This is a genomic window from Yaniella sp. (genome assembly GCF_030453185.1).
Classification (GTDB): Bacteria; Actinomycetota; Actinomycetes; order Actinomycetales; family Micrococcaceae; genus Yaniella.
The window spans coordinates 45,763-59,290 of sequence record NZ_JAKDKW010000003.1; the positions used below are offsets into that span (position 1 = coordinate 45,763).

A 13,528-nucleotide genomic window follows, 5' to 3' on the forward strand; every position below is an offset into this window, starting at 1 on the left:
ATATGACTCGTTTGCTCATCATGGGCCCTCCGGGGTCGGGTAAGGGCACCCAGGCAGTGCGTATTGCCGACAAGATGGCCATCCCGGCTATCTCCACCGGAGACATTTTCCGTTATAACGTCAAAGAGCTCACTGAGCTCGGCAGAGAAGCTAAGTCCTACATCGATTCCGGAAACTTCGTACCGGACGATGTGACCAACCGTATGGTTGCAGACCGGCTCAACCAGAGCGACGTCGCCCACGGGTTTCTCCTGGACGGTTACCCACGCACATCGGGCCAGGTGGAAGCACTGTCCGAAATGCTGCAAAATCAAGGTGAAATCCTCACCGCCGTGCTCGTGCTTGAAGTTCCGGATGAGGAAATCGTCGAACGACTCTTGGCGCGCGCTGAAACCGAAGGACGCTCGGATGATACCGAAGAAGTCATCAAACGTCGTCTTGAGCTCTACCATCAAGAGACCTCGGATCTTATTGAGGCCTACCTTGAACTGGGCATTGTAGGACGCGTTGACGGAACCGGTGCGATCGACGACATCACCGAACGTCTACTGCAGACCATCTACAATATTCGCGCACGCACCGGCACACTGCCAGCCGTCAAGCCGCGCAACGAAAAATAGATAACTAGAGCGTTTGAAAAACCGATCCACGAAAAGTGGGTCGGTTTTTCGTTGGCCGAAGGAAGAACACTTTCTAGAAACTGGTCCTAGAGCCCGCCGACACGCTACGCTGGAAAACTGTTCAATATCGCTGGTCGCAGCCCACCTCAGAGTCGGCGTGACCTACGGGTTGCAAGGGGTATCACCACATATGTCACGTCAGATCGAACTCAAAACCAACGCCCAAATGGCTAAGATGCATGAGGCTGGCCTCATCTTGCACCAGGGTCTAGACGCCGTCGTAGCTGCTGCCAAACCAGGCGCAACCACTAACGACCTCGACCAGGTTTTTCGCAAAGTATTGGCTGATAATGGCGCCACATCGAACTTTTTAGGCTACTACGGTTTTCCCGCGACCATTTGTGCATCGGTCAACGACGAAGTGGTCCATGGCATTCCAGGGGATAGTGTCCTGCAGGATGGCGACATCATCTCCGTGGATGCTGGGGCCATCATTGATGGCTGGCACTCGGATTCAGCGCGCACGGTTTTTGTGGGCGATGTGACACCAGAGGATCAACGGTTATCTGCGATTACCGAGGATGCTATGTGGGCCGGTATCGCGGCCTATGCCACAGCAAAACACGTGGGTGAAATTGGTAATGCGATCGAAGACTACGTTCGTGGTCAAGACGGTGACCACCTCGGGATCCTCGAAGATTACGTTGGACACGGTATCGGGTCAGCTATGCATCAGGCACCCGATGTTTTCAACTACCGGTCAGGCATGCGAGGACCAAGGATTAAAGCAGGCATGGTATTAGCCATTGAACCAATGCTGGTTCGCGGCGATATCGCTACCAAGACTCTGAGTGACGACTGGACCGTTGTGACCGTTGACGGTGCTAATGCATCACAATGGGAGCACTCGGTCGCTCGCCATAAAGAGGGCATTTGGGTTATCACTTCACCTGATGGGGGAGCAGCCCAGCTCGAACGTTTCGGTGTCGTGCCGGTCCCAATCCCACAAAAATAAGTCACTGTCAACACTATTTGGCTTTGTTTGCAAAGATGCGCTAACATAGTATCTTGGCTGTTTCTGCCTTTAAGATTGTTGGTGCGCCCGATAATCTCCGGTCGAGGCCGAAGTCAGCGCATACACTCATGCTTTTGCTTTCGACTCTATCGCCGTGCGATCTAGTTGGATAGCCGAAGACAACAGATTGTGGAGGACATGGCTAAAAAAGAAGGCGTCATTGAAGTTGAAGGAACCGTTTCTGAGGCATTGCCGAACGCAATGTTCCGGGTTCGGTTAGATAACGACCACGTCGTACTTGCCACCATATCGGGCAAAATGCGTCAGCACTATATTCGCATTCTGCCTGAAGACCGTGTGGTGGTTGAACTTAGCCCATACGACCTTGAACGAGGCCGTATTGTCTACCGCTATAAATAAATAACTATCCACCTCTGGAACGCTCAAGGAGGAACCCTGTGAAGGTTCAGCCAAGCGTGAAGCGGATCTGCGAAGCCTGCAAGGTCATTCGCCGCCATGGCCACGTCATGGTGATCTGCTCTAACCCACGCCACAAACAGCGTCAGGGCTAAGCCCTAACGCGTAAGACATTGGCCCAGTACCGGGCCGCAGCAACACAGAGTGCAAAACTCAACCTTCGGACAAGACAAAGGCCGAAGACTTACCCGCTGATGGGAACTGTGTATGGATGTGTCGAGTTCTTCATATCCACCACAGTTCTTCGCAGCACGTTGAATTTCCGGGTAAGGACGTGTTGGTGAAGACCTTTGTCATAAAGAACAGGAGAACGGCCATATGGCACGTCTAGCAGGCGTTGATATTCCACGTGAAAAGCGTGTCGTCATCGCTCTCACCTACATTTACGGTGTTGGCAACAGCCGCGCAGTCCAGGTTTTGGACGAGACCGGCATTGACGCAAATACCCGCGTCAAAGATCTTTCGGATGACGAAATGGTGAAGCTGCGCGACTACATTGAGGGCAACCTTCAGGTCGAAGGCGATCTTCGCCGTGAAGTTGCAGCAGACATTCGTCGCAAAGTTGAAATTGGTTCCTACCAGGGCCTGCGCCACCGTCGTGGTTTGCCAGTCCGCGGACAGCGCACCAAAAATAACGCACGTACCCGTAAGGGCCCGAAGAAGACTGTTGCTGGACGCAAGAAGTAACGACTTCCCGTCCCACTCAGTATTTGATAAACCAAGCTTTTTGTAGGAGAGCATTCTATGGCAAAGGCACGCGGTGCGGCCCCTCGTAAGGGACGTCGCTCCAAGAAGAACATAAGTCAGGGCGAAGCCCACATTAAATCAACCTTCAACAACACCATCGTTTCCATCACCGATACCACCGGTGCTGTGATCTCCTGGGCATCAGCCGGAGAGATGGGGTTCAAAGGTTCCCGTAAATCTACCCCGTTTGCTGCTCAAACCGCGGCTGAACATGCTGCTAAGCGCGCCCAAGAACACGGCATGCGCAAAGTAGACGTCTTCGTCAAAGGGCCAGGTTCTGGACGCGAAACCGCGATCCGTTCATTGCAGGCTGCCGGCCTGGAAGTTGGCTCCATTCAAGACGTCACCCCGGTTGCACACAACGGTGCACGCCCGGCCAAGCGTCGTCGCGTCTAAGGCTTTTTGAGCACCCCACAACCGTTGTGGGACAGCCATGTTCTACAACGGTTGTGGAAAACCCTAAGAAACTAATTTCCATCGTTTCCCCCAACTGCGCGCATCAAATGGCGGATAGCGTGCCGAAAGGAAATGTCAGTGCTCATTGCACAGCGCCCCACGTTGACTGAAGAACCCGTTTCGGAAACCCGTTCCCGGTTCGTCATCGAACCACTGGAGCCGGGCTTCGGCTACACCCTTGGTAACTCACTGCGTCGTACACTGTTGTCATCGATCCCAGGTGCTTCTGTCACCTCGGTACGTATTGACCAGGTACTGCACGAGTTCACCACCATTCAGGGTGTAAAAGAAGACGTCACCGAAGTCATCTTGAACGTCAAGCAAATCTCTGTGTCATCCCACCACGACGAACCAGTAGTTGCTTACCTGCGCAAGCAGGGTCCAGGTGTTGTCACTGCAGCCGATATCACCCCACCGGCAGGTGTAGAGGTCCACAACCCGGACCAGCACATCGCCACCCTCAACGAAAAAGGTAAGTTCGATATGGAACTCACCATCGAGCGAGGCCGTGGGTATGTCACCGCTGCACAGAACAAATCACCAGACGCCGAGATCGGCCGCATCCCGGTTGACTCGATCTACTCACCAGTCATGGTTGTCACCTTCAAAGTCGATGCCACCCGTGTGGAGCAGCGCACCGACTTCGACAAGCTGACCATCGACGTTGAAACCAAACCTTCCATGGCACCACGCGATGCCCTGGCTTCGGCTGGTTCAACACTGGTGGAGCTCTTCGGGCTCGCCCGCGAACTCAACGTCGAAGCCGAAGGCATCGAGGTTGGCCCATCGCCGGTCGACACAACCGTTGCAGCAGACCTTGCACTACCTGTAGAAGACCTAGAACTCACAGTACGGTCTTATAACTGCCTCAAACGTGAAGGCATTAACACCGTGGGCGAACTCGTCGCGCGTTCCGAAACAGACCTCATGGATATCCGAAACTTCGGAGCTAAATCCATTGATGAAGTCAAGGAAAAGCTCGTAGGTCTGGGCCTGTCCCTCAAAGACGGCGGCCCTGGCAGCTTCGACTCGCCTTTTGACTCCCAGGAGTCGGACGAGTACGGACTGTAAGTCAATTTGAACCACTGATACTTCGGCTGTAGCAGCCGAAGATCATACAAGGAGTATTCATGCCAACCCCAACAAAAGGACCGCGCCTGGGTGGCGGACCGTCACACCAGCGTCACATGCTGGCTAACCTGTCGGTGAGCCTCTTCGAGCACAAGTCCATTAAGACCACGCTAACCAAGGCCAAGCGCCTCCAGCCACACGCTGAGCGTCTCGTCAACTTTGCAAAACAGGGTGACCTGACCGCTCGTCGTAAAGTGCAGGGCCTCATCGCCGGGAACTCGCGCACCAACAAATCTGTGGTGCACGAACTGTTCACCGTCATTGGCCCAGCCATGACAAACCGTGAAGGCGGCTACACCCGCATCACCAAGATCGGCAACCGCGCCGGTGACAACGCCCCTATGGCAGTCATCGAATTGGTCATGGAGCCCGTCTCACCAAAGCAGGCCGTCGTCAGCGAAGCTGAAGGCGTAGCCGGACATGCTGCAGACGAAGCACCAGCCGAAACAGCTGAAGAAACCGTAGAGACTCAAGAAGTCACCGAATCAGCCGAAAAGGCCGAAGAGGACGACAAATAAGTCGTAGCTACGCGTAGCATTCCGGCCCTGCACCACACGGTGTGGGGCCGGAATCATTTAACCCGACTACCATGAAAACTATGCACGACAACACCACCCACCGCATTCGGATAGACCTGGCCTACGACGGCACCCCGTACCACGGGTGGGCAACTCAACCGGGCCTGCCCACCGTCCAAGAAGCTGTCGAGACCGGCCTATCCACCATCTTCCGGCAACCGATCTCAGTCACCGTGGCAGGACGCACCGACGCGGGCGTCCACGCAGCCAATCAAGTCATACACTGTGAGGTAGATCAGCGGCGGTGGCAGAAACTTTCGGGCAACCGCGCATCGCGCTTGCCCCAAGAAGCCCTGGTTTCAAAACTCAACGGAGTCCTGGCCCGTGAGGCGGGTGCAATCCGCGTCCTGAAAGCCCAAATAGCACCCAGCGGTTTCGACGCAAGATTTTCGCCGCTGTCCAGGCAATATACGTATCGCATCAGCAATGGCGCACCGAACCCCTTGACCAGGCACTTCACATATCAGCACCGTAGACGACTGGATGTTGATGCGATGGCCGCTGAGATTGAACACGTCAGCGGGTTGTACGATTTTGGGTCCTTCTGCAAGCCACGCCCCGGTGCGACAACGGTCCGAACCCTCCACAGATTCGATCTGGAAATCACAGACGAGGTCATTGCGGTGTGGTTAGCGGCTGACGCATTTTGCCACCACATGGTCCGGGCGCTGGTTGGAGCGCTTCTGCAGGTGGGGGATGGGACACGACCACCTGGTTGGCTACGGGATCGCCTTACAAGCCCGGTGCGGGACTCGCATATGATGATCGCGCCGGCACACGGATTGATCCTGGACGAAGTCTTTTACCCCAGGGATGACCAGGTGGGGGACCGGGCTCAACAGACCCGGGCCCGGCGTGATCCTACGTGTGTGTCTTGCGACTGATCCGCTGAGCGGCATCGGTGATCACCGAAACTACCGCAGCGGTATTGGCGGTGTCTTGTTGCTGATCGGTCACCAGCTCCAAGCGGGAGGTCGGATGCGTTGAAATTGGCTTCGTCACCACACCGGGGATCGAAAAAGACGAGAAAGAAGCCGGCAGGATAGATGCGCCAACACCCGCGGCTACCAAACCCATCACATTCTCTTGATTGATTGCCCGCTGTACGATGCGCGGTGAATGCCCCAGCGGGTGGAAGATCTCCATAATGTTGGTGACGTAGCCCGGCATGGACTGGTATGGGAACAAAACCAGCGGCATCTCTATGAGATCCTCTGGGGCGATTTCTGGCCGAGTCGCGAGTGCATCGCTAGCAGGCAGGACTGCAACCATCTGCTCGGTTAGTAGGGTGGTGAACTTCAGGCCGGCTTGAAGCGGGGCGTCCCGCATGATGCCGATGTCTAACCGATTTTCTAAGAGTGCTTCAACCTGTTCACCGGTGGCCATGGGATGGAGGTCCAGTTGGATGCCTGGATGTTGAAGCCGAACATCGCGCACACCTGCCGGAACAAGTTCATAGCTAGCAGACGAAACGAAGCCAACGCGTACTCGACCACGTCGGCCAGCTTTGATTTCGCGGATATCCTCAACGGCCTCGTCGAGGTCCTGCAATATCGGACGAATGAGATCGCGGAAACGGCCGCCTTCAGAAGTGAGTGACACACGCCGTGAGGTGCGATGAAATAGTGAGACGCCCAGTTCCTCTTCGAGCCGTTTAATGTGTACGGTCAGTGGGGGCTGGGAAATATGGAGGCGAGCTGCTGCTCGGCCGAAATGCAGTTCTTCTGCAACGGCCATGAAGTATTCCAGTTGGCGTAATTCCACGATGTATCCTTCTGGTCGGTACCACGAGGAGCGACCAAAAATAACTCTAGCCCAGAAAAGTATGAACCGGTGGGTGGCAAAATCCATGACTTACCGTAATCGTTTTGCGATGCTAGGCGTTCCGTAGTATTATGGGTAGCTGTTGTGCGTGTCCTCCCGGAACGCAAGCGCAGCAGGACCCGACACAGTTGCATTGTCGAAGGGTCGTTGCAGCACCGGGAAGATCGGACCCGGCATCACGCCAGCCCTCACCTGGTGTACCGGAGATGCACCGTCAACTTAACAGCGATACCGCGTCGTTGCTTCTCACGACCACGCGACCCTTCGCTGACCGAACACCGACACACGAAGGCTAATACATAGTGCGTACGTTTACACCAACGCCAGACGACGTTGATCGTCAATGGCACGTCATTGACGCCACCGATGTGGTGCTTGGACGTCTTGCCAGCCAGGTGGCAACGCTGCTGCGCGGCAAACACAAGCCCACTTTTGCACCTCACATGGACATGGGCGATTTCGTCATCATTGTCAATGCTGAAAAAGTTGCTTTGACTGGCGCCAAGCTCGAAAAGAAGCAGGCTTACCGTCACTCCGGTTACCCGGGTGGCCTCACCTCAACCTCGTATGTTGAACTGCTGGAGAAAAACCCAGTTCACGCTGTTGAGAAGGCAATCAAAGGTATGCTGCCATCTAACCGCCTTGCTGACCAAATCTTTAAGAAACTGAAGGTCTATGAAGGCACAGAACACCCACATGCTGCACAGCAGCCCAAAGAATTCGTTATCGATCAGGTTGCCCAGTAGGGTCGCACTCTAAGTTCAAGGAGAACCCATGACTGAAAACGTCAATGAGATCACTGAGGACCAGGAGCTGACCAGCTACACCTCGGAATCTGCCAATACCCCCGTCACCGAAGAAGTGACCGAACGACCACCACTGACCCAGTCGGGTCAGGCTGTTGGTCGTCGCAAGCGCGCCATCGCCCGTGTCCGCCTGATCCCAGGTACCGGTTCATGGAAAATCAATGGTCGCGACCTCGACACTTACTTCCCGAACAAACTGCACCAGCAGGAAGTCAACGACCCATTCCGTGTTCTTGAGCTGACCGGCGCATACGACGTCGTCGCTCTCGTGCACGGTGGCGGACCATCCGGCCAAGCCGGTGCCGTACGCCTCGGCGTTGCACGTGCGCTCAACGAGATTGATCGCGAAAATAACCGTGGACCGCTGAAAAAAGCAGGCTTCCTCACTCGCGATGCTCGCGCGGTAGAGCGGAAGAAAGCCGGCCTCAAGAAGGCCCGTAAGGCTCCGCAATACTCGAAGCGTTAATTCGCCAACAGTTCTCAAAACATCCGCCAGCGTTATGTTGGCGGATGTTTTGTTTAACACAGCGGCCGCATGGGCGTTCCGGTCGTCCTTAGCGAGAACAGGCCATGTCACCCAGACGCCCGTCACGATACCATCGGAAGAACAGCAGAACAGAACTGTATCCGGCTAAGGGGCGTGACGCGAAGATGATGAGCCAAACCGATGGCCAACTCCACATGGCAGTCGATACCGGTGGGACATTCACCGATGTGGCCGTGCGAGGTGAAGACGGCCAGATGTCCGTGTGGAAACTCCCCTCAACACCGACCGCCCCGGATGACGCGGTGATCGCAGGAGTCGAGGGCGCCCTGGAACGTGTCGGTCGCTCACCGGGAGAACTCACTCGCTTCGTCCACGGCAGCACGGTGGCTACTAACACCGTGATCACTCGGGACGGTGCCCGCGTCGGTATGGTCACCACCCGGGGTTTTCGAGACGTGCTCGCCATCGCCCATCAGTCCCGGCCCGCAATCTATGACCAGCACAAGCGTAGGCCTGAACCGCTGATTCCCAAAGAGGCCATCGTTGAGGCATCACAGCGCATGGACGCCGATGGTGCAGTATTGGTTGATCTCGACGAAGTCTCCCTAGCCGAAACAGTTAAACCGTTAGCCACACTCGAACTCGACGTCATCGTGGTTTCCTTCCTCAACGCCTATGTGAATCCAGAACACGAACAACGGGCCGTAGCCGTCGTCCAAGATGCCGGGGTTGCCTCACAGGTCGTGGCGGCCACCAGTATCTCCGCTGAAATGCGCGAATACGAGCGCAGCTCAACAGCAGCGATCAACGCGTATGTCTCACCCAAAATTACCGGGTATATCCAACGGCTCGAACAAGGTCTCACCGCGGCGGGCATGAAGACCAGCTGGCGGATGATGCAATCCTCTGGTGGTCTACTAAGTCCCAGCGACGCGGCGGACCACCCTGCACGGACGGTACTGTCTGGACTCGCCGGGGGAGTGGTAGGTGCCGCGAATTGGTCCCAACACTTGGGTCTGCAGCGCACCGTGTCCTTCGATATTGGCGGCACCTCCACCGACATCGCCTTGATCCGAGATGGCGTACCCGATGAAACCCTGGCTTCCGAGATTGCCGGACTACCGCTGAAACTCCCGGCCGTAGATGTTCATACGATTGGTGCGGGTGGCGGATCTATTGCATGGCTGGATCCCGGCGGAGGCCTGCGAGTTGGACCCCACTCGGCTGGCGCTGAACCGGGCCCCATTAGTTACCAACGCGGTGGCAAAGCACCAACGGTCACTGATGCGCACGTGGTGCTCGGACGGCTCGGGCATGAACTCCTAGGTGGAGAATTTCAACTCGACGCCGCTGCGGCACGAAATGCGATGGTCGCATGGGGAGAAACCATCGGGCTCTCCGCCGAAGATACGGCCGAAGGCATCTTGCGAGTGATTACCGCAACGATGTCGCGCGGTATCCGCAAGGTATCGGTCGAACGTGGCATTGACCTGCGAACCTGTGACCTGATGGCTTTCGGTGGTGCTGGGCCCCTTCATGCTGCCGATTTAGCACAGGAACTGGGCATGCAATCGGCGGTGATCCCACCGCGACCAGGTATCGCTTCGGCGGTCGGTATGCTGGACGCTCCTATCCGCCACGATTACGCCACCAGTGTCGAGGCGAAGACGGGTGCGGCCTTGGAAAAATTGCAGCAGATATTTGAGACGATGCGCGCTCGTGCGGCCGAGCAGTTAGATGATCCGCAGGCTGAAACCAACTATGACTTGCTGGTGGATGCCCGATACATTGGCCAGTCCTATGAACTCACCGTTGAATTTGATGCTGATTGGGAACGACAGCGGGCAATCTTTGAAGACATGCATGAACAGAACTATGGCTTCGCTGATCCCGATGCACTGATGGAAATTGTGGTGGCCCGACTCGTGGTCACCCAACAGCTTGAACACGGCGCCCTGGAATCGGTGGCATCGATCACTGCTGATGTCACCCCCAGCAGCCACCGGGACGTTTACATCGACGGTGCGTGGCGGGATGTGCCCATATACGATCGCGCCACGTTCGGGGCCAAGACCGTGATCGCCGGCCCAGCGGTCATCGAACAGTTCGACTCAACCATCTATCTGCGTCCGGACCAGATGGCCGAGAACGACACCTACGACTTCCTGCACATACGCCAGGCAACGGAACAGGAGTGATTATGCGTGACGCAACACTGAACCCGGTCGAACTGGAAATCGCGCGAAACCGTCTGGAATCAATCTCTGAGGAAGTCGGCACCGCACTCATTCAAACCAGCTACTCACCAAATATTAAAGACCGACGTGACTGTTCGGCGGGCATCTATGGTCCAGACGGTATGCTCATCTCACAGGCAGAACACATCCCACTGCACTTGGGACTCATGCCCACACTGATTAAAAATGCGCTGGCCTCCTATGGCACAGAACATTTAGTGGACGGTGATGTCCTGCTGACCAATAATCCTTACCTGGGCGGATCACACCTGCCCGATATGTGCGTCATTACCCCGGTCTTCTGGCAGGAGACGCTAGTAGCGGTCGTGGCCAATATGGCCCACCATGTTGACGTCGGGGGCATTACACCCGGATCCATGGCTACCCACGCCACCGAAATTTTTCAAGAAGGCCTCCGCATTCCTCCGGTGAAGCTCTTTGCTGCGGGTGAGCTTCGCGATGAGCTCTTAGCCGTCGTCTTGACGAATATTCGTACCCAGGACAAAACCCGCGGTGACATCATGGCACAGGTCGCGGCCAACCGGTTAGGGGAACGTCGTCTTCACGAACTGCTCGAAGAATGGGGGAGCCAGCGTTTTGACGTCTCAGCTACAGCATTGGTGGAGTACGCGGCCCGTCGTACCCGCTCAGCTATTGAGCAACTGCCCGATGGGACCGGAACATTCACGGATTATCTGGAACATGACGGCAATCAGGAGAACCCACTGGCCATTACGGCCACGGTAGAAGTTGCCGGGGACCGCCTGACCGTGGACTTTTCTGAGACTACCGACCAGGTCGCCGGAGCCGTGAACTGTTCGTGGGCGGTCACCGAAGGATGCGTCGCCTACGTCATCAAACTCCTGACAGACTCATCTCTGCCGTCCAATGCAGGACTGATGCAACCCATTGAGGTGACAACTCGGGAAGGCTCCCTGGTGGCCGCCACATTCCCAGCCCCCGTCTCTAATGGTAATATTCAAACCTCACAGCGGATCGTGGATGCCCTGTTGGGTGCGTTTCAGCAGTTCGCGCCTGAACACGTGCCGGCAGCTTCTTCTGGTTCCATGTCGATCATGACCATCGGTGGATTCGACCATGTCACGGGCCAGTATTTTTCCTACGTTGAAACATATGGTGGCGGCCAAGGGGCGATGCCTGATCAAGACGGCGCCTCGGCGGTTCACACGCATATGACCAACACCAGAAATACGCCGTGCGAAGTGATCGAACGGGAATACCCATTACGTGTTGAGGCCTATCGCATCGTCGAACAGACCGGCGGGACCGGAGAGTATTCCGGTGGAGATGGGCTCCTACGTCGTTTGACGCTGACCCGAGGTACCGCCCAGGTGGTTGCTGGAACGTCACGCGTAACAACCTTGCCTTGGGGGCTGGCCGGCGGTAGTGCAGGTCAGCCGGGCGAGGTGATCCGGCATGGCAACGATGGGGATGAAACTCGTGAGTCCATGACCCGCTTCGATGTTCGCTCCGGTGAGGGGATTACGATTCAAACCGCCGGTGGCGGTGGCTACGGTCAACAACAGTAACCTGATAACAACACGATGAAAGGTGGCACATGACTGCCGCAGCAACAATCGCCGAAGTCAAACAGGTTTATTCGAGCGGCCGCACACGCAGTGTCGCATGGCGTCTGAGCCAGCTTGCCGCCCTACAACAACTGCTCGAAGAAAATGGCCCAATCCTTGAGGCGGCTCTGGCCCAAGACTTAGGCAAGAACGCGTTTGAGTCCTGGGTGTCCGAAATTGGGCAGGTATTGACTGAAATTCGTTGGCTCCGTAAACATACCGCGCAGTGGGCCAAACCCCAACGCGTTCGCACGCCGCTGGCGCTGTGGCCGGCAAAATCGATGATCGAACACGAACCACGCGGTACGGTTCTGATTATCGCACCGTGGAACTATCCGGTGATGTTGGGTTTATCCCCACTAGCGGGTGCCGTGGCGACGGGCAACACCGTTGTTCTCAAACCGTCTGAGGTTGGTAGCGCCATGGAAACCGTGCTCCAGGAATTAATCCCCTATTATCTGGATCCCCATGCGGTCCGCGTGGTTACCGGTGGCCCTGACGTCGTGCACGAAATGCTTGATGCCCAGCCCGACTACGTGTTTTTCACCGGGTCACCCAAGGTCGGCTCGATCATCGCCTCGGCCTGTGCGGAACGGCTGATCGAATACACGCTCGAACTGGGAGGGCAGTCACCGGCCTACGTACACCACGATGCAGATCTTGCCACGGCAGCTTCACGACTGGTGTGGGGCAAATACCTCAATGCCGGACAAACCTGCGTGGCACCGAATCACATTTACGTCCATGACTCGATAGCAGCTGATCTCGTGACAGCTATGACAAAGGAACTCCGGCGGCAATTTGGCAAAGACCATGCTACGAATCGCAGTTATCCACGCATGATTACCTCCGACCACACCGAATCTCTAGCGGATCTCCTCGCTGAGACAACCGGAGATGTGGTCTACGGCGGGAATAGCAACCCCACGAAACGCTATTTCGAACCCACCATTGTGACCGATGTGGGAGAAGACGATGCGCTGATGTCCCGAGAGCTCTTTGGTCCTGTGCTGCCAGTCATCGCCGTCAACGGTGCCGACGACGCCATTGACCGGATGGCTAAACGCGAGAACCCGTTGGCGTTCTACTTGTTTACCCAGTCAGAAGCGGTCAAAGACCATGTACGGCCACGAGTTACTGCCGCCGGTATCGGGATCAATGTTCCGCTGATGCACCTGGCTACACCACATATGCCTTTTGGTGGGGTTGGTAGCTCGGGTCACGGGAGGTACCACGGAGTGTGGTCCCTACGAACCTTCAGCCACGAACGCGCCGTATTAGACAAACCGCTCAAACCGGACACCTTAAAACTGGTGAAGCACCCGGCGCCCTTCTGGGCGAATTGGGCGGTGCGTAGACTCCTTACCGGCGGATATAACCCGGGCCGGGATCTGGCCCAAGCCCGATGGTATCGGAACGACCCCCTGGACTAGGCCCACACGACGCAAAACCTCCGGCAGCTCCCAGAAACCGCTAAAATGTGAGAATCTAGTCGCTGTGACAGGAAGGAGACTGAGTCATGATGAAGCATGACGGCTACGTGGTCGATCACGAACTCAAA

General features: G+C 56.3%; 15 protein-coding genes. 14 read left to right on the forward strand and 1 reads right to left on the reverse strand.

Features of this window, described 5'->3' with window-relative positions:
* The first annotated feature begins 2 nt into the window (after nucleotides 1-2).
* From L0H14_RS01160 to truA, 9 genes are all read left to right on the forward strand, one after another.
* Nucleotides 3-620 carry an adenylate kinase gene (locus L0H14_RS01160; protein WP_301416237.1) on the forward strand — a complete coding sequence of 206 codons (618 nt, stop codon included), beginning with the start codon at nucleotides 3-5 and terminating at the stop codon, nucleotides 618-620.
* 190 nt (nucleotides 621-810) lie between these two features.
* Entirely contained in the window at nucleotides 811-1,635 is an 825-nt protein-coding gene (map, locus tag L0H14_RS01165; protein ID WP_301416234.1) for a type I methionyl aminopeptidase, read from the forward strand.
* Nucleotides 1,636-1,833: 198 nt separating this feature from the next.
* Entirely contained in the window at nucleotides 1,834-2,055 is a 222-nt protein-coding gene (gene infA / locus L0H14_RS01170) for a translation initiation factor IF-1 (protein WP_029629545.1), read from the forward strand.
* 38 nt (nucleotides 2,056-2,093) lie between these two features.
* Nucleotides 2,094-2,207 (forward strand): 50S ribosomal protein L36, encoded by a 114-nt coding sequence (rpmJ, locus tag L0H14_RS01175; protein ID WP_301416231.1) that lies wholly within the window; start codon nucleotides 2,094-2,096, stop codon nucleotides 2,205-2,207.
* 223 nt (nucleotides 2,208-2,430) lie between these two features.
* The gene (gene rpsM, locus L0H14_RS01180) at nucleotides 2,431-2,799 is read left to right on the forward strand and encodes a 30S ribosomal protein S13 (RefSeq protein ID WP_301416229.1); all 369 of its coding nucleotides are present in this window, start codon (nucleotides 2,431-2,433) and stop codon (nucleotides 2,797-2,799) included.
* A gap of 57 nt (nucleotides 2,800-2,856) precedes the next feature.
* On the forward strand, nucleotides 2,857-3,255 hold the full coding sequence (rpsK, locus tag L0H14_RS01185; protein WP_301416227.1) for a 30S ribosomal protein S11: 399 nt from the start codon (nucleotides 2,857-2,859) through the stop codon (nucleotides 3,253-3,255).
* Between the two features lie 138 nt (nucleotides 3,256-3,393).
* Nucleotides 3,394-4,386 (forward strand): DNA-directed RNA polymerase subunit alpha, encoded by a 993-nt coding sequence (locus tag L0H14_RS01190; protein ID WP_301416225.1) that lies wholly within the window; start codon nucleotides 3,394-3,396, stop codon nucleotides 4,384-4,386.
* 59 nt (nucleotides 4,387-4,445) lie between these two features.
* Nucleotides 4,446-4,964, forward strand: coding sequence for a 50S ribosomal protein L17 (gene rplQ, locus L0H14_RS01195; protein ID WP_301416223.1), 519 nt, complete (start codon nucleotides 4,446-4,448; stop codon nucleotides 4,962-4,964).
* A gap of 80 nt (nucleotides 4,965-5,044) precedes the next feature.
* Complete coding sequence (truA, locus tag L0H14_RS01200) at nucleotides 5,045-5,908, forward strand: tRNA pseudouridine(38-40) synthase TruA (protein ID WP_301416221.1); 864 nt, start codon at nucleotides 5,045-5,047, stop codon at nucleotides 5,906-5,908.
* Here the strand turns inward: truA and L0H14_RS01205 are convergent.
* The gene (locus tag L0H14_RS01205; protein WP_301416219.1) at nucleotides 5,886-6,788 is read right to left on the reverse strand and encodes a LysR substrate-binding domain-containing protein; all 903 of its coding nucleotides are present in this window, start codon (nucleotides 6,786-6,788) and stop codon (nucleotides 5,886-5,888) included. The two genes, truA and L0H14_RS01205, sit on opposite strands and share 23 nt — an antisense overlap.
* Nucleotides 6,789-7,150: 362 nt before the next feature.
* Here L0H14_RS01205 and rplM point away from each other — a divergent pair, with 362 nt between their 5' ends.
* The 5 genes from rplM to L0H14_RS01230 all read left to right on the forward strand — a co-directional run bounded on the left by rplM (nucleotide 7,151) and on the right by L0H14_RS01230 (nucleotide 13,400).
* Nucleotides 7,151-7,594 (forward strand): 50S ribosomal protein L13, encoded by a 444-nt coding sequence (gene rplM / locus L0H14_RS01210; RefSeq protein WP_301416217.1) that lies wholly within the window; start codon nucleotides 7,151-7,153, stop codon nucleotides 7,592-7,594.
* 28 nt (nucleotides 7,595-7,622) lie between these two features.
* Nucleotides 7,623-8,120 (forward strand): 30S ribosomal protein S9, encoded by a 498-nt coding sequence (rpsI, locus tag L0H14_RS01215; RefSeq protein ID WP_301416215.1) that lies wholly within the window; start codon nucleotides 7,623-7,625, stop codon nucleotides 8,118-8,120.
* A 104-nt stretch (nucleotides 8,121-8,224) separates the two neighbouring features.
* On the forward strand, nucleotides 8,225-10,339 hold the full coding sequence (locus tag L0H14_RS01220) for a hydantoinase/oxoprolinase family protein (protein ID WP_301421322.1): 2,115 nt from the start codon (nucleotides 8,225-8,227) through the stop codon (nucleotides 10,337-10,339).
* A 2-nt stretch (nucleotides 10,340-10,341) separates the two neighbouring features.
* Nucleotides 10,342-11,928, forward strand: a complete 1,587-nt coding sequence (locus L0H14_RS01225) for a hydantoinase B/oxoprolinase family protein (RefSeq protein WP_301416212.1) — start codon at nucleotides 10,342-10,344, stop codon at nucleotides 11,926-11,928.
* 29 nt (nucleotides 11,929-11,957) lie between these two features.
* The gene (locus tag L0H14_RS01230) at nucleotides 11,958-13,400 is read left to right on the forward strand and encodes an aldehyde dehydrogenase family protein (protein WP_301416210.1); all 1,443 of its coding nucleotides are present in this window, start codon (nucleotides 11,958-11,960) and stop codon (nucleotides 13,398-13,400) included.
* The last annotated feature ends 128 nt before the right edge of the window (nucleotides 13,401-13,528 follow it).

Bases quoted from the DNA above. Each gene is read 5' to 3' on its own strand.
- rpsK (WP_301416227.1), top strand. From the start codon at position 2,857: ATGGCAAAGGCACGCGGTGCGGCCCCTCGTAAGGGACGTCGCTCCAAG.
- rpsI (WP_301416215.1), top strand. From the start codon at position 7,623: ATGACTGAAAACGTCAATGAGATCACTGAGGACCAGGAGCTGACCAGC.
- L0H14_RS01225 (WP_301416212.1), top strand. From the start codon at position 10,342: ATGCGTGACGCAACACTGAACCCGGTCGAACTGGAAATCGCGCGAAAC.
- truA (WP_301416221.1), top strand. From the start codon at position 5,045: ATGCACGACAACACCACCCACCGCATTCGGATAGACCTGGCCTACGAC.
- rplQ (WP_301416223.1), top strand. From the start codon at position 4,446: ATGCCAACCCCAACAAAAGGACCGCGCCTGGGTGGCGGACCGTCACAC.
- map (WP_301416234.1), top strand. From the start codon at position 811: ATGTCACGTCAGATCGAACTCAAAACCAACGCCCAAATGGCTAAGATG.
- rpsM (WP_301416229.1), top strand. From the start codon at position 2,431: ATGGCACGTCTAGCAGGCGTTGATATTCCACGTGAAAAGCGTGTCGTC.
- L0H14_RS01160 (WP_301416237.1), top strand. From the start codon at position 3: ATGACTCGTTTGCTCATCATGGGCCCTCCGGGGTCGGGTAAGGGCACC.
- L0H14_RS01220 (WP_301421322.1), top strand. From the start codon at position 8,225: ATGTCACCCAGACGCCCGTCACGATACCATCGGAAGAACAGCAGAACA.
- infA (WP_029629545.1), top strand. From the start codon at position 1,834: ATGGCTAAAAAAGAAGGCGTCATTGAAGTTGAAGGAACCGTTTCTGAG.
- L0H14_RS01230 (WP_301416210.1), top strand. From the start codon at position 11,958: ATGACTGCCGCAGCAACAATCGCCGAAGTCAAACAGGTTTATTCGAGC.